Genomic DNA, 21,140 nt, shown 5'->3' on the forward strand with positions numbered 1-21,140 from the left:
TTGATAATGAGATACGAGTATCTTGATGTAACTTGGATTGGAATGCTTTTATTAGGGTTTATCTCCAAGTTCCTCAAAAAAGTTTAAACACGTTTAATTTTAAATAACTGTAATCCAAAGATATACATTGTAATCTTTATTAAAAAAACCTTTTAAAGTAACAGAATGTATTGTTCTAGGAAACATCTTTTTAATATCACTTATAGCTACTTCTACACGTTTTCTCATCTTTACCTTCTGTCTACTTTGTTTTTCTGAGTCGGGTCTTTTGCTATTCTTTTTTCGCTGTGTTTTTAACTCAACGCATTTATTTTCAAGTAGATAATCTTCTATTTGATAATCTGTATAAGCACTATCCCCATAAAGTTTTGCCTCTGGTGGAAAAATCTCTATAATCTTATCTAGGGCTTTCACATCTGCTGTTTTTCCTACGGTAAAATGAAATGCAATTGGTATGCCTTCTCCTGTTGTAACTAACTGAACTTTAATCCCATAAAAATAAGACCGCATACTTGCTGTATAGCCTCTATATTGTTTACCTTTTGCTATTTTACATCTATTAATACGAATGTTTTGACAAATAGGTATAGGAAATGAATCTATGATATAATTCATTTCACAAGTAATCTCTTTATAAAAAGAGGCTATCAAATGAAATAATTCATAAAGCATATTTCCCAAACTATGTAAGCGCCTATTAAACCTACTTTCTTCTAACATATTGGGGAATAGGTTATATTGTTTAACAAATTTGATAGCCGAACGATAGTTTCCGTAGAAACTTGTAGCAGCTATAAATGCCGTTGTAATAATCTCACTATCAGATACTTTTCGGCGAATATCTTCAGAATGATTAATTTCTTTTAAAATATCATCGATAATACAAAAAATTGATGTAATTTTGTCTTTGCAAAGCATTGGAGTTGTTTTTATTTTTTTGCAATTACAAATATACAAATCTTTTGCTTTGCTTTTTTATTTTTTTAACTTTTCAACTAGCAAGTTGAATTATTAATACTATTTATTGGTTGCATATTTCAATGTAGAGTACAGTTATGAAATACATTCTAATCTTAATTAGTATGTTGGTAAGTGCTAACGGTTATACACAAATAAAAGTAAATGCAATGATAACAGAGGTTAAACGCCCTATTATTGATAATAAAGTTGAGCATCTCAACATCAAACTGTATCAAAAGAATTTTACTATTCATTATCCTAGTAGCTCAGATCCATCAGAAAAAGTATATATATACAAGGAAGAAACGCCAGACTATACTATAATTGTAGAGGGAGACTATACCTATGGATTTACATATGAAAAGAAAATAAAGTCATTTCCTTATAATTACTTCATATTTAAACGTTTTTATCCTAATTTTTCCATTTGGAATAAATTTGTAGGTGCAGAGTTTAACAATGGTTCTACAATACATTTTAATAAAGGATATGAATTTGATGAAGCGGGTAAACTTACTAAAGAGATAAACTATGATGAGGGATGGGGTTTTAGTTATGAACAAGTTGTAAAGTTCATTCAAGACAAATACGATGAACATACCTTTAAGGAGATGAGTATCATAAAAATGTCTGAGAACGGTCGAAAATATTGGTTTATCTACTCTTCTGAATACTTTAAACAAACAGATGAGATAAAGTTAGATGCTCAAACAGGTGAAATACTATCGCACAGAATTTTGCTTAAAGACCCTATATTACCTTTGCGCATTATAAAAATAGTACTCCCCGATAAAACGGATAAAAACTATAAAAAAGATACTACCCACACCTTCCAAAGTAAAACCTACACTGAAGAAGAGTGGAAAGCCTTTGAACAAGAGCAATGGGAAAAGTACCAAGCTAAGAGAAATAAGAAAGGTTTTTGGGATATCAACTTGGTTTTGGCAGTGGTGTAAGGTAAATATTAAAATATCTTAGGAAAAATGAAAATATATATTTATATACTTAGTTCTTTATTAGTGTTTGGATGTAAAGCACAAAAAAAGGGGTATGAATTTAATTTATTAAACGATATGTTTGAGACTTTTAATTATTCAGAATTTGAGAGGCAAAATAAGAAATATCAAGGCATTGATAAAGATGGCTTTGAAGAGGAATTTACTTTTGATGATGGTACAAAAGTACTTGCCGATAATGAGGAAATGTTTGTCTTACCTAAAAAAGATTTTTATGTAGGGTACAAGGCTTTCTACAAAAATGGCAACATTAAGGAAAAAGGACATTATTTTGGTCTTTTTGAATTAAATGTAAAAAGCATTAAAATTGGAAAGTGGTACTATTTTGATGAAAGGGGAAATCTGATTAGAACTGTTGATGAGGAATTAAAATTTGGTAACTTTTCTTCGCAAGATATCTTAATTTTTTTAGAAAACAAAAAATATATCAACTTAAAAAATGGAAAAAACAGAGAGAATGTTGAAGTTGATTTTTTCTATTCTCCTGATTTTAAAAAAAGACTTTGGAGTATAACTATTTATAAAGGGAAATCTTTTTCTATTAGTGGAAATGAAACTTTAAGAGAAGGAAAAAGTCTTTATATAGATGCTAATACAAGGGAGGAAGTAAAAATTAATGATATAAAAAAGTATAAAGATATTATTCCAAATTTTGAAGAATCTTATCCTTTTTTAAATAATAACTCTTCTTATCAAACTTTCCAAGGCAAAACCTCCACTGAAGAAGAGAGGAAAGCCTTTGAACAAGAGCAATGGGAAAAATACCAAGCTAGAAGGGATAAGAAGTGCCTTGATCAGAATAGGATGAATCTGGAAAATATAAAAAAATAGCGATGAAAAATATAATCATAACCCTATTAGTTTTACTTTTATCATTAACTTCTTGTAAAGAAAAAGAAGATATGAATAAAAAATATCATTGGGTGGCTTATGTAAAACCAGTAGCGGGCTACCCTATAGTAACTTATATTTTGTAACCCGAAAAGAAGCAGACGAATATTATAAAAGAACAGGAGATGTTATTTTGGATGAGCATACTATAGAACGAAGAGATTATGCTATAGAGTTAGGAATGCCTAAGAGCAAAATACTAATGGAATATGCTCAGTGGGGTACCCCTCAAGCATTAGATACTCTTGTTACAATGGAAGATATTTGTAACATTCCTTATGGATTATGGGATAGCTTTCGCAAGCGTTATCTTTGGAAGATGACGCTTATTACTAAAGATAAAAGTAAGTATATTCACTCCTATCGTTACTCAGGGCTTAACTGTGAATTGGAAACATTATTTGGAGAGCGTACTTGGAAAGAGAATCAAATAGAAAAATATCACATTCCTGAAAGATTTCGATATACATTGCTTGCCCCAAGAGCAGTACCTACTATGGTGAATATTAAGTTTTATGATGAAAAAGATGTTATCTATAGGGTAGGTGTTGAATTTAATATAAAGGAGGCAATGGATGTTTTTGAAAAGGCATTTAAAGGGCAAGAAGATAAGGCTGGCGAACTTATTATAGAAGTCAATGAAACAAAGACAGATGTCAATGTTCGTTTAAAAGTAGGGGAACGTGAGGAATGGATTTGTAATGGAGAGTTTTGGATATTTGAAGATAATGAAATATGGTAATTATAACAAATAAATATGTTTTTTTAGGAGTATATTGGCAATGGTTGGGAGAAGTTTAGGTATTAAAACCTAATTCAGAATTCGCAATTCAAAATTATTTAGTATCTTTGCGCTCTGAAAAAACAATATCTAAATTTTCTTATAATGGAAGTGAGTAAACGCTATGCACAGCGCGGGGTTTCTGCCGCTAAAGATGAAGTGCATAAAGCTATTAAAAATATAGATAAAGGGCTGTTTCCTAAAGCCTTTTGTAAGATTGTGCCTGACTATCTGACAGGCGATGACCAGTATTGCCTTGTGATGCACGCTGATGGAGCGGGTACTAAATCGTCATTGGCATATATGTACTGGAAAACTACTGGCGATGTAAGCGTATGGAAGGGTATCGCCCAAGATGCGCTTATTATGAATATTGACGACCTGTTATGTGTAGGGGCTGTTGATAATATTATGCTTTCGTCTACCATAGGGCGCAATAAAAATCTTATTCCAGCAGAAGTGATTTCGGCTATTATCAATGGCACGGAAGAGCTTATAACTGAATTGGCTGCCCACGGGGTGCATATTCACTCAACAGGAGGTGAAACGGCTGATGTGGGTGACTTGGTGCGCACTATTATTGTAGATTCTACCGTTACAGCACGTGTGAAACGCAGCAAAGTGATAGACAATGCTAATATAAAAGCGGGTAATGTGATTGTAGGTTTAGCCTCATACGGTCAGGCTACTTACGAAACGGCTTATAACGGTGGTATGGGTAGCAACGGACTTACTTCGGCACGGCACGATGTATTTGCTAAAGCGTTAGCCCTTAGTTTTCCTGAAAGTTTTGACCCTTCAGTGCCTGAAGAATTGGTATATGCGGGCACTAAGCAGCTGACCGATAGGGTAGAGGGCAGTCCGTTAGACGCTGGTAAGTTAGTGCTTTCGCCTACACGTACTTATGCACCTATCATCAAGAAGATTTTAGAAAAATACGACAATACGCAAATAAACGGTATGGTACACTGCAGCGGCGGTGCTCAGACTAAAATACTGCATTTTGTTGATAATCTTCATATTATAAAAGATAACCTCTTTGCGGTACCGCCCCTTTTCAAACTGATACAAGAGGAATCAAAAACTGATTGGAAAGAGATGTACCAAGTGTTTAACTGTGGTCATCGTATGGAGTTGTACGTACCTGAGGCTATAGCGGCTGATTTGATAGCTATCTCGGAGTCGTTTGGCGTACCTGCTAAGGTAATCGGTAGGGTAGAGGCTTCTGATAATAAACGTTTAACTATTAAGAGTGAATACGGTACTTTTGAATATTAAACCAGACATATCAAAGGACATACGTTGGGCTTTTGCTTACTTCTTTATAGCGGTACTTTTGGGTATTTTTATGCGGTCGGTAGGCGTAGTTACTTACCCTTTTGAGTTCAATTACCGCTATATAGTGCATACCCATTCGCATTTAGCTCTTTTGGGTTTTGTATACGGACTGTTATCGAGCCTTTTGCTACACTATTTTGTCAGGTTTAAAGAGGAAAAGCCCCATACGGTGATTGATAGTGCGTATTTATCGGTAAAAATACGGCATAAACCTCTGTTTCGCTATCGTATTTTGTTTGCTGTAACCCAAATTTCGGTATTAGGAATGCTTTTTAGCTTCCCTTTTCAGGGATATGGGCTTGTGTCTATCACTTTTTCGTCTGTTTTTGTTATCTGCACTTATTTCTATGCGCATTTTTTTCTGAAAAACAGTGTTAAACCATCGCCTTTTGTGAAAATGGGGATTTTCTATCTTATACTCTCGAGCATAGGGATATGGATGATGCCTGTGACGATTGTGAAGTTTGGCAAGTTCTCAGGAATGTATATGTGTGCCATTGCTTTTTTCTTGCATTTCCAGTACAACGGCTGGATGCTTAGCAGTCTTATGGGGTTGTTAGTGCATAAAATGGGCTGGCAAGCGCAGTATCCGAACCTTATTAAGCGTGTGTTTATCGTTTTTCAGGCAGGCGTATTAGGGTCGCTATTTATTTCGTGGGTAGGCTATTTTAGTTACCCTATTTATTATATATTGGGCGGACTTTCGGTATTGTTATGGTTAGGAGCCGTAGCAACCTTAGCATATCTATATTTTAAGACGAAGCCTTTGCGCTTGTTGCCTACGATATTTATCTCTCTTTTTATACTAAAGCTGTTGATGATGTTTACGGGAGCTTTTCCGCAGCTTACTCCTTATCTTTTTCAAAATATTGATTTGCTAATAGCTTACTTGCATTTTAACTTTTTAGGAATTATCTTAATAGGGTTGTTATTCTTTTTAGAAGAAGTGTATAAGGTAAATCGATGGTTGGTATATTTGTTTTTGTTTGCCTTTGTAGTTACAGAACTTTTGATAGCCTATAAAGGGTTTGCGGTATGGTGGCAATACTACATATTCCCCTATTTCTATGAGATTTTGTGGGCAGCAACGGCTTTGTTTTACTTTTCTGCAGTAGGTTGGCTGATAGGAGGAAACAAAATAAAATAAGGCAGAAAGTTTCGTTTTTATGAAATAAATACTATTTTTGCCGGCTGTATAATGCAGTTAGGCATATATTTTGCGTAAGAAGATGAAGATTAAGTATAACACTAATGTTAATAACAAATGTATGAATAAAACAAAAATTTTATCAGTTCTGGCACTTCTGTTGCTTACTACCCCTCTTTGGGCGCAGTCTGAACGCAAGAAAGTAGACGGCGTGGCAGCTGTAGTAGGTGATTATTTGATTTTAGAATCGGATATAGACAAGGCGTACATAGACCTAAAACAGCAAGAGGTAGATACAAAAAATATCACTCGCTGCCAGATGCTTGGCAAGCTGATGGAGGACAAACTTTACGCTCACCAAGCTGTGCAAGACAGTGTGAAGCTAACCGATGCCGAAGTGCGCGAACAGGTAAACCAACGTATAGAATACCTTACAGCACAATTGGGTGGTGATATAAAGAAACTATTAGAGTTTTATAAAAAAGACGACGAGCAATCGATGCGCGAGGAGCTTTTTACGCTCTTTAAAGTGAATACCTTAGCCCAACGTATGCGTCAGCAGATAGTGAAAGATGTGGAGGTAACCCCTGAAGAAGTTCGTAACTTTTTTAACGCTATACCTGCCGATGAGCGTCCGCACTTTGGTACAGAGCTTGAGATAGCTCAGATAGTGGTGAACCCAGTAGCCCCCCCAAGTGCTGTGCAAAAGGTAATAGACCTGCTAAACGACATTAAGAAAGATGTAGAGGAAAACGGTATGAGCTTTGCCACTAAAGCAATACTTTACTCGCAAGACCGTGCTACAGGAGGTCAGCTACTGACTTTCAACCGTAATTCGGCTTTTGACAAGGCTTTTAAAGATGTAGCTTTCACCCTACGCGAGGGCGAAATATCTAAGCCTTTTGAATCGAGTTTTGGTTGGCACATTATACAAATGGACAAGATTAGAGGAAAAGAGGTGAGTGTGCGCCACATACTTATAATGCCTGATATTCCGCAAGAGGCTCTTGATGAGGCTAAAGAGAAAATAGCTAAAATACGCGATAGAATAGTGAATAAAGAACTTACCTTTGACGAGGCTGCCCGTAATTTTTCTGATGAAAAAGAAACCCGCAATGATGGTGGGCAACTTATTAACCCTGAAGACCTATCATCTCGTTTTGAACTTACCCGTATAGAGCCAAGTCTTTATGCTCGTATATCTGACTTGAAAGATGACGAAGTATCAGTGCCTTTCCTTGATGAAGACCGCACTGGTAAGAAAAGCTATCGCATCTATAAGATAACCAATCGTATAGAGGAGCACCAAGCTGATTTTACTAAGGACTATGTGAAGATACAGGATTTAGCGCTGAAAGAAAAACAGCTAAAAGCTATTGCTAAATGGATGAAAGAGCACATAGAAAAGACCTATATAGCGATTAATGGCGAGTATAGGAATTGCAAATTTGAGAATAATTGGTTGAAAAAATAAGACGATTAGCTAATTTGGCGATTTGCCAATTTGTCGATTTGACGATTTGATGATGAGCTAATTTTATAAATGAAAAATTTGGTGGTTTAGCAAAAAGGTTGTACTTTTGCCGCCGAAAAATAAAAATCGGGATGTGGCGCAGTTGGTAGCGTACACGTATGGGGTGCGTGTGGTCGCTGGTTCGAGTCCAGTCATCCCGACTTTTTTTATTAGAGAAAATAACTACAAGGAAGGGGATTACTTCGGATTTTAAAAAGATATTATGAAACTTTCAAACTTTAATTTTGATCTTCCAAAAGAGCTATTAGCTGAATACCCAAGCGAAAACCGCGATGAAGCAAGGCTAATGGTTATACACCGAAAAACAGGCAAAATAGAACACAAACTCTTTAAAGATGTCATCGACTATTTTGACGATGGCGACGTATTTGTGCTTAACAATACTAAAGTGTTCCCAGCCCGCCTTTATGGAAATAAAGAAAAAACTAAGGCTAAAATAGAGGTCTTTTTGCTACGCGAACTCAGCGCTGAGCAGCGTCTTTGGGATGTGCTTGTAGACCCAGCCCGCAAAATACGTATAGGCAATAAGTTGTACTTTGGCGAAAACGGTGACTTAGTAGCCGAGGTAATTGACAACACTACCTCGCGTGGGCGTACGCTTCGTTTTCTTTACGATGGTACTTATGAGGAGTTTAGACAACGCTTGGTAGAGCTTGGACAGACACCGCTGCCTAAATATATTTCGCGTCCGGTAGAGCCTGAAGACGAAGAGCGTTATCAGACTATCTACGCCAAACACGAGGGAGCCGTAGCAGCCCCTACAGCAGGTTTGCATTTCTCTAAACACTTGATGAAACGCCTTGAGATAAAGGGGATTAGCTTTGCTGAAGTAACCCTACACGTGGGCTTAGGTACTTTTAACCCTGTGGAGGTAGAAGACCTATCGAAGCACAAAATGGATAGCGAGGAAATACATATACCTGTAGACCAAGCTAATATTATAAACGCTGCTAAAGAAAAGAAAAAAAGAGTATGTGCCGTAGGTACTACTGTAATGCGAGTACTTGAAAGTTCGGTATCGGCAGATGGGTTAGTAAATCCTTTTGATGGTTGGACGAATAAGTTTATCTTCCCGCCTTACGACTTTAGTGTAGCTAATGCGATGATAACCAATTTTCATACTCCTAAATCTACCCTATTGATGATGGTATCAGCTTTTGCGGGTCACGACCTAATAATGCGCGCTTATAAAGAGGCGGTAGAACAAAAATACAAATTCTACTCTTACGGAGATGCGATGCTGATACTGTAAATAGAGACGAGAGATAAAATACAAAAGACGATAGAAAAACTTTGCTAAAGGTAGAACTTTGGCAAAGTTTTTTTGCTTTTTATAAATATAGTTTGTATCTTTGGCGCGTTGTTTTAACAAAATTATTTAGACGATGACTCAGATACTAAACCATCTTGATATTGAACGTAAAATAAAGCGTATCGCTTATCAGATATACGAAAACCACTTAAATGAAGAAGAGATTGTACTGGCAGGGATTAATGGCAATGGCTTTATCTTCGCTGAGAAACTCAACGAGGTACTGGCTACCATTGCCCCTCTGAAAGTAACCCTCTGCAAGGTGATGATGGATAAGAAAAATCCATTGGCTGGTATTACTACTTCAGTACCCCCTGAAGCATATACCCATAAGTCGGTGATAGTGGTAGACGATGTACTCAATTCTGGTCTTACCCTTATTTATGGGGTGAAACACTTCTTAGAAGTACCTCTTAAACAGCTTACTACGGCTGTTTTGGTGAATAGAAACCACAAGAAATATCCTATAAAAGCAGATTTTAAAGGTATTTCGCTCTCTACCTCACTACAAGAACATATATCAGTGGTTTTTGAGGAAGGGAACTACTCGGTAAATTTGTCAATGACAAATTAAGGAATTAGCAAATCTGTAAAATTATGTACGCTACCCTTATTATATTACTCGTTTCATCGCTGCTCTTTATGAGTGGTAAGGTGCGCTCTGACTTAGTAGCGATGTGCTCTTTGGTGTTATTGGTATTATTGGGTATTCTTTCGCCTGAAGAGGCTTTGTCGGGCTTTTCTGACAAGGTGGTAGTGATGATGATAGGGTTATTCGTAGTAGGAGGGGCTATTTTTCAGACAGGGTTAGCTAAAATGATAAGTAGCAAAATACTCCGTTTGGCAGGTGATAGCGAAGTGAAACTACTGATATTAGTAATGCTCGTAACGGCTTTTATAGGGGCTTTCGTTAGCAATACAGGTACTGTAGCCCTTATGATGCCTATAGTAGTTAGTATGGCTATGAGCGGTAATATCAACAGTAGCCGACTGCTGATGCCTATGGCTTTTGCCAGCAGTATGGGCGGAATGATGACTCTTATCGGTACACCTCCTAACTTGGTAATAGAGGGGGAGCTAGTGAAAAACGGTTATGAAAAACTTACTTTCTTTTCATTTACTCCTGTGGGCATCATCTGCCTTATAGTGGGTTTGTTGGTACTTATACCCGCCAGCAAATTTTTCCTCTCAAAGAAAGGAACTTCAAAATCAGATACTAAAAAAGGAGGTAAATCGCTTAATGATTTGGTGGGCGAATACCAGCTTTCTAAAAACTTATATAGAGTATTAGTGTCTGAAAAGTCGCTTTTTAGAGGGAAAACCCTCAAAGAGATAAACCTATCGCAGCGATACCACATTTCGGTATTAGAGATTAGGCGGAAATCGACTACTAACAATCCGTTTTTTAAGACAGGCACGCAAGAGGTGGTAAATGCTGATACGGTAATAAATGAAGGTGATATACTGTATTTGCGCGGTGAGTTTGAGGCAATAGAACAGATGAATGCTGAAAATCATTTGAGTTTTTTAGATGCCCATCACCCTGAACAGCGTTTGCCTAACGAACTTCATTTTCACGATATAGGCATAGCAGAACTGCTAATTATGCCCGCTTCAAAACTTGTAAATTCGCCTATAAAAGACAGTAAGCTACGTGAACACTTTGGGCTGAATATATTGGGTATTCAGCGTAAAGATAGCTATATACTTCAGAATTTGAAAGATGAGAAGATGCACGCAGGCGACATCTTATTAGTACAAGGTACTTGGGAACATATTGCTAAGCTTGATGCCGAGCGCAGTCAGCTGGTAGTATTAGGGCAACCATTAGTAGAAGCCTCTAAGGTAACCTTGACGCACAAAGCCCCTATAGCTGCCCTTATAATGGTAGCAATGGTGGTGGCGATGATGTTTGACTTTATACCGATAGCCCCTGTAACGGCAGTGCTTATCGCCTCGTTACTAATGGTTATCTCTGGAGCCCTGCGCAATATAGAAGCTGCTTATAAAACTATTAACTGGGAGAGTATTGTATTGATTGCTGGTATGCTGCCTATGGCATTAGCTTTAGAAAAGACAGGCGTTTCGGCATTAGTATCTAATACTTTAGTGAGCAGTCTGGGCGATAAGAGTCCGTATATACTCTTGGCAGGAGTGTATTTCACCACTTCGCTAATGACGATGTTTATCAGCAATACGGCTACTGCAGTACTTTTGGCTCCTATCGCTATGAAAACAGCTATATCATTAGGTTTACAGCCTCAGCCTTTTCTGTTTGCGGTGGCTGTAGGGGCGAGTATGTGTTTTGCTTCGCCTTTTTCAACTCCGCCTAATGCCTTAGTGATGTCGGCAGGGCGATATACTTTTATAGATTATGTGAAAGTGGGGCTTCCGCTACAAATTATAATGGGAGTAGTAATGGTATTAGTATTGCCGCTGTTATTTCCGTTTCACCACTAAAATTTTTATATACCGATAAAAAGTTGTATCTTTGCGCCAAATTTTAAAAGTAAAGAATGAAAAAAAGAATTTCAGATTATTTATTTGACGTATCAAAATACGTATTGGCGGGGGTATTTATTGCACCTCTTTTTAATGCTAATGTTTGTGATGGAGGAGCTTTTTGGTTAGCTGCTGTTTTTGCAGTGATAGCTCTGTTAGTATCGTTGTTTTTTTCTAAGCAGAAAAAGGGAGGTATGAATAAGCATAATAACAGCCGTCCTAACAACAAAAACAATCGTCCTAATAAAAATAACAACAATAAGAATAACGCACCTCAAGCCAAAGCGTAATAATTTCTTAGCCCGATGAACATTTATTTTGACAATGCTGCTACAACTCCTCTTTACCCAGAGGTACTCGCCCAGATGACAGAAGTATTGCAACATACTTATGGCAATCCGTCATCGACCCATGCTTTTGGGCGCAGTGCAAAGGTACTGATAGAGGGGACGCGCAAACGTATAAGCAAATGGCTAAACGCACAACCTTCAGAGCTTATTTTTACCTCTGGAGGTACAGAGGCTAACAACTTGATATTGAGAGGTTGTATTCGCGATTTAGGTGTGCAAGTAGTTATTACTACCACTATAGAGCACCACGCGGTGCTGCATACGCTTGAAGCATTGGCAAAAGAATATCCTATAAAAGTAGTCTATTTACCCCTTACTGATAAGGGAGAGATACAGCTCTCAGACTTAGAAGCTGCCTTAGCACAACACGCTACACAGAAAGTATTGGTTAGCCTGATGCACCTCAATAATGAAATAGGTAATATATTGCCTATAGAGCGCGTAGCAATGCTTTGCAAGGCATATAAGGCTTATTTTCACTCAGATACTGTTCAGTCGGTAGGGCATTATCCTATAGATTTGCAGCAGATACCGGTGGATTTTATTACTGCTTCAGCCCATAAATTTCACGGGCCTAAAGGAGTGGGGTTTGCCTTTATACGCAAGGGTATCACTCTACACCCTCTGATATATGGAGGCGCACAAGAGAAAGGGCTAAGGGCAGGTACAGAGTCCTTGCACAATATAGTAGGAATGGCTGCGGCTCTCACCCAATCGTGCGAGAAGATGGAAGAGACCACCCATAAGGTAAGGCAGTTGAAGCAGTATTTGATAGAAGAAATACAACAACATTTTGCAGAGGCTGTTTTTAATGGATGTTCAGCAGAAGGGGAAGAAAAAGCCTCTTACCTTATTGTAAATGTAGGATTTCCGTCGCTGAAAGAGAAGAATGATACCTTGCTGTTTGAGTTAGACCTAAAAGGAGTAGCTTGTTCTAAAGGGAGTGCTTGCCAGAGTGGTAGCGTGCAAACCTCGCACGTGCTATCGGCTTTTCTTCCTAAAGAGCAATTGCAGTATCCCTCATTACGACTCTCGCTTTCGCACTTCAACACAAGGGAAGAGATAGATATTTTTATAAAAATATTAAGAGAAATAGGAGGACGCTAAAAAATATTTGTATTGCTTATGGTTTGATTTTTAGAGAGTTATGTGATGCTCGCTGAAAAATAATAAAAATAAATACAAAAAATATTAGGAGTTTCAATATATTGTTGTAATTTAGTAGCGTTTTTTAATAATCGTTAGTATAAAATCTTAGCTATGTCAGAGGAAAAAAATACTTTGCCCGTAGAGGAAAATGGTTTAGAAGAAACTTCATTGGTGAACTATGAAGCTATGTCATTGAGTGAACTTACCAAAGAGTTGAAAAAGTTGCTCCATACCGATAAAATTCAGTCTATCAGACGCTCTGTAGAGTCAATACGAGAAGAGTTTGATAGGAAATATGAGGCACTCGTAGAAGAAAAAAGAGATGAGTACCTTAGCGAAGGGGGAGAACCCTACGAATTTGAGTATGAAAATCCTGTGTATAAAGAATTTTATACGGCTTTTAACGAATATCGCGAAAAGCGCAATCAGTATCATAAGGAATTAGAAAAGTCGTACAAAGAAAACCTCGAAAAACGTAAGGAGATTATAGAAGAGCTTAAAAATCTCATCAATGTAGAGGAGCATATAGGTACTACCTTTAAGCAATTTCAGCAATTACAAGAGCGTTGGCGCAAAGCGGGGGCTGTATCAAATGCTGAGTATGAAGATTTGTGGAATACCTATCACCACCACGTGGAGAACTTTTATGACTTTATCCACTTAAGTAAAGACCTACGCGATATAGATTTTAAGCGAAATTTAGAAGAGAAACAAAAGATTATTCAGCGTGCTGAAGAGTTAGTAAAAGATGATGTAGATGCGCTTCTGGCTTCGCGTGAGCTACAAGTACTGCACCGCGTGTGGAAAGAGGAAATAGGCCCTGTAGATAAAGAGCACCGTGAATCTATCTGGCAACGCTTTAGCGAACTGACCAAACAGATACACGATAAACGTCAGTTCTACCTAAAGAATTTGGATAAGATATACGAGGAAAATGCGAAGAAGAAAAACGATATTATAGCTCGTATAAAGGCTATTAGCGAAAAGGAAGTTACCTCGCACAATACTTGGAAACAACTCACTAAACAGGTAGAAGAGTTACGTCAATCGTTCCTAAATATAGGTAAAGTGCCTTTAGCCCAAGCCGATGAGGTATGGAAAGCATTTAATGTAGCTTTACGCTCTTTCAATAAGAAGAAGAATTTGTTCTACAAGACTCTTAAGAAAGAACAACAAGATAACCTGACTAAAAAAATGGCTTTAGTAGAAATAGCTAAAGCTAACCAAGATAGTACTGATTGGGAAAACACTACCGATCTGATGAAAAATATTCAGAAAGAGTGGAAAGAAATAGGTAGCGTGCCGCTTAAGAACACTGAAAAGATATGGAAGGAGTTCAAAAAAGCGTGTGATACGTATTTCTCTCGCTATGCAGAGGCTGTACAAGCCACTAAGAATAAGGCAACAGACGATTTGCAACGAAAGAAAGAGTTTTTAGACAAGCTAAAAGAGTATCAATTAGGCACTGATAGAGAAAAAGAAATAGAGACCTTACAACAATTTGTAAATCAGTGGAATGAGATAGGTAATAGCACCTATTCAAAGAAATCGATAGACCTTAAGTTCCACAAGATTATAGATGCGCTCTATAAAAAACTTAACTTTGATAAGCAGGAAATAGAGATTATTAAGTACAACAATAAGTTAGAACGACTTATTAATGACGATAATGAAAACTCGCTTAACAATGAGGTGCTCTTTGTGAAACGCCGTATAGATGAGATTAAATCGGAGGTACTACAGTTAGAGAATAATCTGGCTTTCTTTGGAAAAATAGATGAGAAAAACCCATTGGTACGCGATGTGGTTAAGAACATTCACAACCAAAAAGAAAACCTCAAAACTTGGGAGAACAAGCTGCGCGAACTGAAGAACTTGCAGAAGACACAGCAAGCAGAAGACACAGCCTCGCAAGAAGAAAAAGAATAGTTAATTGTTTTCATAGATTGAAAAGAGGTTATAGTTTTTTGTAACCTCTTTTTAGCATTTTAGAAAGATGAAATTAGTATTTGCTACCCATAATATTCATAAGCTGGAAGAAATTCAAGCCTTATTGCCTCAAACAATAGAGCTACTAAGCCTAAGTGATATAGGTTGTAATGAGGAGATAGCAGAAACAGCAGCTACCATAGAAGGGAATGCCCTATTAAAAGCTCAGTATGTGAAAAAACACTATCATTATGATGTGTTTGCTGATGATACAGGTTTGGAAGTGACAGCTTTAGGGGGGGCGCCAGGGGTATTTTCGGCACGCTATGCAGGTGCACAAAAGAGTGATATTGACAATATGGCACTACTGCTGAAAAATATGGAAGCCCAACAGGACAGAAGTGCCCATTTTAAAACAGTTATCGCTTTATGTATGGGTGATGAAGTACGTACTTTTGAAGGGATAGCCAAAGGGCATATTACAAAAGAGCCTGTAGGTACTAATGGATTTGGCTACGACCCTATCTTTGTGCCAGAAGGCTATTCGCAGACCTTTGCAGAGCTTTCGGCAGCCGAGAAAAACCGCATAAGTCATCGCGCTAAAGCTTTTGGAAAACTGATTGAGGCATTGGGAGAGTTGTCATCTAATTGATTATAACCAAAAAAACACTAATAAAAATGAGTCTATTAGAGATAAAAGATATTAAACGCGACTTTAGATTAGGGTCAGAGGTGCTACACGTGCTAAAAGGTATTAATTTAACTATCGAAAAAGGCGAGTATGTAGCACTGATGGGGCCATCGGGGTCAGGGAAATCGACTTTGATGAATATATTAGGTTGCTTAGATACGCCTACTTCAGGAGAATATATACTCAATGGGAAAGATGTGAGCAAAATGAGCGATGCTGAATTGGCTGACATTCGCAATAAAGAAATAGGATTTGTATTTCAGACCTTTAACCTAATGCCACGTACTACCGCTTTAGATAATGTAGCCTTGCCGATGGTATATGCAGGGGTGAATCGTGAAAAGCGACACGAACGCGCTAAAGAAGTGCTTAAAATGGTGGGCTTGGAAGACCGAATGCTACACAAACCTAATGAACTATCAGGGGGGCAACGACAGCGGGTAGCTGTGGCAAGAGCATTAGTAAATCACCCTTCTATTATTTTGGCTGATGAGCCTACTGGAAATCTTGACTCAAAAACTTCTTATGAAATAATGAATCTTTTTGATGAGATTTATCAGAAAGGTAATACAGTTATATTGGTAACCCATGAAGAAGATATAGCCCAATATGCACATCGTATTATCCGGCTAAAAGACGGGCTAATAGAAACTGATAACGCAAAAAACTGATGAACTTTGGAATTATTATCCCTGCTTATAACGAAGAAAAGAGTATTGTACTTACTCTGCAATCGCTTATAAATCAATCGTTTGTTCCTTATCAAATTATAGTAGTAGACGATGGTTCGACCGATAATACAGCTCAGTTAGTAAGCGAAATGGCAGTTCAGCATCCTCAGATACAGTTAGTGCAACGCAAAGAGAAAGGAGAGCATCAGCCTGGGGCTAAAATAGTGCAAACATTTAACTTTGGACTTCCTTACCTCAAAAAAGAGGTAGATATTATCTGTAAGTATGATGCGGATTTGGTTTTTCCTGCTAATTACTTTGAGGTAATGAATATGCATTACACTGAAAATCAGCAGTTAGGGATGTATGGTGGTTTTTGCTATATAAAGCAAGGTGATGCTTGGGTACTTGAGAACCTTACTAATAAAGACCACTTGCGCGGAGCAGTAAAATCGTATAGAAAAGCGTGTTTTGAGGCTATTGGTGGACTTAAAACAGCTATGGGGTGGGATACTGCAGACGAGCTTTTGGCACGTTACCACGGTTGGGAGGTACAGACTAATGAGAGTCTACAAGTAAAACACTTACGTCCTACAGGAGCAGGTTATAAAAGTAATGCTAAATATTTGCAAGGGAGTGTATTTTACCGACTTCGCTATGGTATAATTTTAACGCTACTTGCCGCAGCTAAATTAGCTATTAGAAAGCGCAGTTTAGCCCTATTTTTTGATTATTTGAGAGGTTATTTGAAAACTAAAAGAGAACAACAACCCTATTTGCTTAGCGAAGAAGAGGGGAGATGGGTGAGAGATTATCGCTGGAGAGGTATTGCAAAGAAAGTATATAAGAGCTGAAAATAAAATAAAAATGAATGTACTATTTGTCAATTCAAAAAAAAGTAGTACCTTTGTCCCCGATTTGGAGTAACCTCTGGCGAGAGTCGTGAATGTTGCCCAATGATAACAATAATTTATCTAATTTTTTATGGAACCACTATTAAAGTACGTACAAGACAACTTTATTGAGAAAAAAGATTTTCCTGATTTTTCAGCAGGTGATACTATCACTGTATACTATGAAATCAAGGAAGGAGACAAAAAACGTACTCAGTTTTTTAAAGGCGTAGTAATTCAACGCAAAGGACACGGAGTAACAGCTACATTTACTATCCGCAAAATGTCAGGAACAGTAGGTGTAGAGCGTATATTCCCAGTGAATATGCCTGCTCTTCAAAAAATTGAAGTGAACAAGAAAGGTAAAGTAAGACGTGCTCGTATTTACTACTTTAGAGGACTTACAGGTAAGAAAGCTCGTATAAAAGAAGTTCGCTAATTAGTTAAATTATCTTATAAAAGCAAAGAGTAAGGACTGCCTTCTCTTTGCTTTTTTTGTAAAAGACTATATTATTTGTATGCAATATTAGACATAGAAACTACTGGAGGAAAGTATGATGAGGAAGGTATCACTGAAATAGCTATCTATCGATTTGATGGACAAGAAGTTACTGACCAATTTATCTCGCTTATCAATCCAGAACGCCCCATACAAGACTTTGTGACAAAATTGACAGGTATTAATAATAAGATGCTTAGAAATGCTCCGAAGTTTTATGAGGTAGCTAAGCGCATTGTAGAAATCACACAAGATACTATTATCGTAGGGCATAATGCAGCTTTTGATTATCGTATATTGCAAACAGAATTTCGCCGATTAGGGTATGACTATATAAGGACAACTCTTTGTACAGTAGAACTCTCGCAACAACTTCTTCCTGAAAAAGAATCGTATAGTTTAGGAAAATTAGTACGGTCATTAGGTATACCAATGAGTGAGCGGCATCGTGCTTCAGGAGATGCCTTAGCAACGCTCAATCTATTTAAATATCTACTCGAAAAAGATACTAAAAAGACCATTATCACTGCTTCAGTAAAGAATGATGTGCGCATAGAGATGAACTCACGTCATCTGAGAATACTTGATGAGCTGCCAGAAAAGTTAGGCGTATTGTATATGCATAATGAAGAGGGAAAGATTATTTACATAGGGAAGCATAAAAATATTAAAAAGAGAGTAAACCAGCTATTTACTAGTCTCTCAAAAAGAGATAGGTATTTGCAGCGGCATACTTATAAAGTAACATATGAAGAGACAGGTAACGAGCTTATAGCTACTTTGAAAGAAATAGAGGTTATTCAGCTCAATAAGCCTAAATGCAATAGTAGAAATATACATAATTCTTCTGAGATAGTGTATATACTTACTTCTCATTATAATCCGCAAGGGTATCTGTGCTTTTCAATTGAGTTATTGGCTACTCAGAAAAAAATTATAACAACCTTTGAAACACAATCACAAGCAAAGAGTTTTTTAAAAAAAATAACATCAGAATTTGAGCTGAATGAAGTAGATTTCAATGGAGAACCTGTAGAGATTTACAATACACGTGCTAGTAAAATATTAACTAAATATGGTTTTTGGCATCAAAATGTAGCTATAGTTGATAAGGGTAGGAGAGTAGGAGAGAAGAGTGTTATTCTGCTTGTAGATGGGCAAATCAAAGGCTATGGTTTTTTCCATTTAAACTATCAACTCACTCAGTTAGTTTTTTTAGAGAATATCATTACGCCGCTGCCTAATACGCTAATTAACAGACATCTATTAGATCAGTATCTGCGTACTCATCCTCATATAAAAGTACTTAATTTAAAAGAACAAAAACCTTTTCATAATGAATAAACAATTTATTACCTTATTAGGAACAATGAGTCTTTTAGTAGGCTGTAATAACTCTCAACCTCAGATGAGTGCAACGCAACTAAATGAAACAGCTCAAATAATAAGTAAACTAACTGATTCTATCAGAAAACTAACAGATGAACGCGATGAGGCTCTTAATTTTAGTCTTGAGACAAATGAACTATCACAACAGTATTTTGAGGACTTGAAGATTGTCAATCCATCACAGATAGTGATAAATGCTTTAATGGAATTAAATATTAAGGAGAAGAATCCTTATATAAAATCAGAGAGCAATGGCAGATTTCTGATTAACAAAATTAGAATACTGAATGAAAAATGGGTGATATGTGAGTTTAGTGATGGAGAGCTCTGGGGCGATTTATTACTAGAGTACCACATAGACGGCAATCAGAAACCTACTTTTAAAACCTTAGATGAGGTTATCCACCCTAAATAAATCAGAAGCTATACCATCTGAAAGAAACTTACCTTCTTTAGTTACTTTCAGATGGTTTTCTTTTATATATAACAGTCCTTTGCTAATATATTTCTTCGCTTGAGTTAGTAGGTACTGCTGATATTCCTTTCCAAAAACATTATTTACTTCTTCTAAATCAATACCTACCATAGTACGAATACGCGTTATGATAAGCTCATTATACCTGTTATCAGGAGTGAGTATTTCTACTTCTTGGGGTAATATTCCTTGCTGAATTTGCTGTATATATTTAATATTATGAGCTATATTCCAACTGCGTTTGTTGCCACTAAAGCTATGCGCTGAGGGCCCTATACCCATATAAGGTTTGCCAAACCAATAAGCTGTATTATTCTGACTAAAATACCCTTGTTTGCCAAAGTTAGAGAACTCATATTGTATAAAACCTTCTTTTTCTAAAATATTTATTAGAGTGTGAAAATGAGTATAGGCCTGAGTGTCGTCAATAGGAGGTATTTTCCCTGTAGCTATAAATTTATGTAAAGCTGTTTTCTCTTCTACTGTCAGAGCGTATGCCGAAATATGAGGAATTCCAAAAGAAAGTGCTTTATAAATATTCTCTTCCCAACGCTCATTGCTCATCATAGGGATACCATAAATTAAATCAATGGTAATATTATCAAAATACTGAGAGGCAATAGGCAATAAAGTAGTAACTTGTGTGGTAGTATGCACACGGTTCATCAAACGTAAATCTTCTTCAAAAAACGATTGTACTCCTAAACTGAGTCGATTGATACCTAATGAAGTCAACTGTTGCAATAACTGCTCAGGGGTATGTAGCCTAAAAAAATCATCAGGATTGCACTCTATAGTAATTTCAGCTGTCGGACTTACCTTATAATGGCTATAGATAGTATCAAAGAGTTGCTTTAGCTCATCATATGTTAGTATACTGGGGGTACCTCCACCCAAGTAAATCGTTCGTAGTTCAGAGCCAACAGCTTCTTCTTTTCGCATTATCAACTCTTTACAAAGAGCATCTACCATTTCGCTTTTTCGTTTTAAGGTAGTAGAAAAATGAAAATCGCAGTAGTGACACGCTTGGCGGCAGAAAGGTATATGAAGGTATAGACTATACATTTAACTAATACGGTCTTGGTTTTGTTTTACAAATGCCTCCCAACCGCTATAGCTTTGCTGTTTTTCTATTCTTCCAGTATTGAAGTAATGACATACTGCTACGGCTAAGCCATCAGTAGCATCGAAGTGTTTAGGTAGTTCTTTTAGTCCTAATAACTGTTGCAGCATTTTGGCAACTTGTTCTTTAGAAGCAGCCCCATTGCCAGTAATCGCCATTTTCACCTTTTTAGGTTCATATTCGGTAATAGGAATCTCACGTGAAAGTCCCGCAGCCATAGCAACTCCTTGGGCACGCCCTAATTTCAGCATAGATTGCACGTTTTTGCCAAAAAAAGGGGCTTCAATTGCCAGTTCATCAGGGTGATAGGTGTCAATAAGCTCAAGAGTACGATTGAAGATAACTCCTAGCTTTATGTAGTGATTGTTGTATTTGCTCAACTGCAACTCATTAAGCTGTAGCAGCTTCATTTGTTGGTTTTCTACCCTTATAATACCAAAACCCATAATAGTAGTACCTGGGTCTATACCTAAAATAATACGTTCCAAGA

At 37.1% G+C, this 21,140-nt stretch carries 21 protein-coding genes, 1 tRNA gene and 1 pseudogene; 20 read left to right on the forward strand and 3 right to left on the reverse strand.

The window, feature by feature from the left end; all coding sequences use genetic code 11:
* Positions 1-83: 83 nt before the first annotated feature.
* Positions 84-918: pseudogene (locus tag C8P65_RS07120) on the reverse strand (IS982 family transposase).
* 137 nt (positions 919-1,055) lie between these two features.
* Between C8P65_RS07120 and C8P65_RS07125 the strand changes: the two are divergent.
* The 20 genes from C8P65_RS07125 (at position 1,056) to C8P65_RS07215 (ending at position 19,467) form a co-directional block, all read left to right on the forward strand.
* Complete coding sequence (locus tag C8P65_RS07125; RefSeq protein WP_107782216.1) at positions 1,056-1,916, forward strand: hypothetical protein; 861 nt, start codon at positions 1,056-1,058, stop codon at positions 1,914-1,916.
* 27 nt (positions 1,917-1,943) lie between these two features.
* On the forward strand, positions 1,944-2,807 hold the full coding sequence (locus tag C8P65_RS07130; RefSeq protein ID WP_107782217.1) for a hypothetical protein: 864 nt from the start codon (positions 1,944-1,946) through the stop codon (positions 2,805-2,807).
* Between the two features lie 2 nt (positions 2,808-2,809).
* Positions 2,810-2,953, forward strand: coding sequence for a hypothetical protein (locus C8P65_RS12070; RefSeq protein WP_170069087.1), 144 nt, complete (start codon positions 2,810-2,812; stop codon positions 2,951-2,953).
* A gap of 47 nt (positions 2,954-3,000) precedes the next feature.
* Complete coding sequence (locus C8P65_RS07135; RefSeq protein ID WP_146162925.1) at positions 3,001-3,609, forward strand: hypothetical protein; 609 nt, start codon at positions 3,001-3,003, stop codon at positions 3,607-3,609.
* Positions 3,610-3,753: 144 nt separating this feature from the next.
* Positions 3,754-4,926, forward strand: a complete 1,173-nt coding sequence (locus C8P65_RS07140; protein WP_107782219.1) for an AIR synthase related protein — start codon at positions 3,754-3,756, stop codon at positions 4,924-4,926.
* 58 nt (positions 4,927-4,984) lie between these two features.
* Entirely contained in the window at positions 4,985-6,133 is a 1,149-nt protein-coding gene (locus C8P65_RS07145; protein WP_107782299.1) for a hypothetical protein, read from the forward strand.
* Positions 6,134-6,254: 121 nt separating this feature from the next.
* Entirely contained in the window at positions 6,255-7,607 is a 1,353-nt protein-coding gene (locus tag C8P65_RS07150; protein ID WP_034540320.1) for a peptidylprolyl isomerase, read from the forward strand.
* Positions 7,608-7,734: 127 nt separating this feature from the next.
* Positions 7,735-7,807 (forward strand) — tRNA-Pro (locus C8P65_RS07155).
* Positions 7,808-7,869: 62 nt separating this feature from the next.
* The gene (queA, locus tag C8P65_RS07160; protein WP_009392883.1) at positions 7,870-8,919 is read left to right on the forward strand and encodes a tRNA preQ1(34) S-adenosylmethionine ribosyltransferase-isomerase QueA; all 1,050 of its coding nucleotides are present in this window, start codon (positions 7,870-7,872) and stop codon (positions 8,917-8,919) included.
* A 133-nt stretch (positions 8,920-9,052) separates the two neighbouring features.
* Positions 9,053-9,553 (forward strand): phosphoribosyltransferase family protein, encoded by a 501-nt coding sequence (locus C8P65_RS07165; protein WP_009392882.1) that lies wholly within the window; start codon positions 9,053-9,055, stop codon positions 9,551-9,553.
* Positions 9,554-9,576: 23 nt separating this feature from the next.
* On the forward strand, positions 9,577-11,439 hold the full coding sequence (locus C8P65_RS07170) for an SLC13 family permease (protein ID WP_107782220.1): 1,863 nt from the start codon (positions 9,577-9,579) through the stop codon (positions 11,437-11,439).
* A 56-nt stretch (positions 11,440-11,495) separates the two neighbouring features.
* Positions 11,496-11,771, forward strand: a complete 276-nt coding sequence (locus tag C8P65_RS07175; protein ID WP_107782221.1) for a DUF6722 family protein — start codon at positions 11,496-11,498, stop codon at positions 11,769-11,771.
* A gap of 15 nt (positions 11,772-11,786) precedes the next feature.
* Positions 11,787-12,938 (forward strand): cysteine desulfurase family protein, encoded by a 1,152-nt coding sequence (locus C8P65_RS07180; RefSeq protein ID WP_107782222.1) that lies wholly within the window; start codon positions 11,787-11,789, stop codon positions 12,936-12,938.
* Positions 12,939-13,091: 153 nt separating this feature from the next.
* Positions 13,092-14,909: a DUF349 domain-containing protein gene (locus C8P65_RS07185; RefSeq protein WP_107782223.1), complete on the forward strand. Its 1,818-nt coding sequence runs from the start codon at positions 13,092-13,094 to the stop codon at positions 14,907-14,909.
* Positions 14,910-14,976: 67 nt separating this feature from the next.
* On the forward strand, positions 14,977-15,561 hold the full coding sequence (locus tag C8P65_RS07190) for a non-canonical purine NTP diphosphatase (protein WP_107782224.1): 585 nt from the start codon (positions 14,977-14,979) through the stop codon (positions 15,559-15,561).
* Positions 15,562-15,587: 26 nt separating this feature from the next.
* Positions 15,588-16,271, forward strand: coding sequence for an ABC transporter ATP-binding protein (locus tag C8P65_RS07195; protein WP_107782300.1), 684 nt, complete (start codon positions 15,588-15,590; stop codon positions 16,269-16,271).
* Positions 16,271-17,125 carry a glycosyltransferase family 2 protein gene (locus C8P65_RS07200; RefSeq protein ID WP_107782225.1) on the forward strand — a complete coding sequence of 285 codons (855 nt, stop codon included), beginning with the start codon at positions 16,271-16,273 and terminating at the stop codon, positions 17,123-17,125. Before C8P65_RS07195 ends, C8P65_RS07200 begins: the two co-directional genes overlap by 1 nt.
* 130 nt (positions 17,126-17,255) lie before the next feature.
* A complete protein-coding gene (gene rplS, locus C8P65_RS07205) occupies positions 17,256-17,603 on the forward strand; it encodes a 50S ribosomal protein L19 (RefSeq protein WP_009392866.1) in 348 nt (115 codons plus the stop codon).
* Positions 17,604-17,678: 75 nt separating this feature from the next.
* Positions 17,679-19,007 carry an exonuclease domain-containing protein gene (locus C8P65_RS07210; protein WP_107782226.1) on the forward strand — a complete coding sequence of 443 codons (1,329 nt, stop codon included), beginning with the start codon at positions 17,679-17,681 and terminating at the stop codon, positions 19,005-19,007.
* Complete coding sequence (locus C8P65_RS07215; protein WP_107782227.1) at positions 19,000-19,467, forward strand: hypothetical protein; 468 nt, start codon at positions 19,000-19,002, stop codon at positions 19,465-19,467. Before C8P65_RS07210 ends, C8P65_RS07215 begins: the two co-directional genes overlap by 8 nt.
* Here C8P65_RS07215 and hemW read toward each other — a convergent pair.
* Together hemW and ruvC are read right to left on the reverse strand one after the other, a co-directional pair.
* The gene (gene hemW / locus C8P65_RS07220) at positions 19,441-20,592 is read right to left on the reverse strand and encodes a radical SAM family heme chaperone HemW (RefSeq protein WP_107782228.1); all 1,152 of its coding nucleotides are present in this window, start codon (positions 20,590-20,592) and stop codon (positions 19,441-19,443) included. The two genes, C8P65_RS07215 and hemW, sit on opposite strands and share 27 nt — an antisense overlap.
* Positions 20,593-21,138, reverse strand: coding sequence for a crossover junction endodeoxyribonuclease RuvC (gene ruvC / locus C8P65_RS07225; protein WP_034540318.1), 546 nt, complete (start codon positions 21,136-21,138; stop codon positions 20,593-20,595).
* Positions 21,139-21,140: the final 2 nt, after the last annotated feature.

The sequence above is a fragment of the Capnocytophaga leadbetteri genome (genome assembly GCF_003054025.1).
In the GTDB taxonomy this organism is placed as follows: domain Bacteria; phylum Bacteroidota; class Bacteroidia; order Flavobacteriales; family Flavobacteriaceae; genus Capnocytophaga; species Capnocytophaga leadbetteri.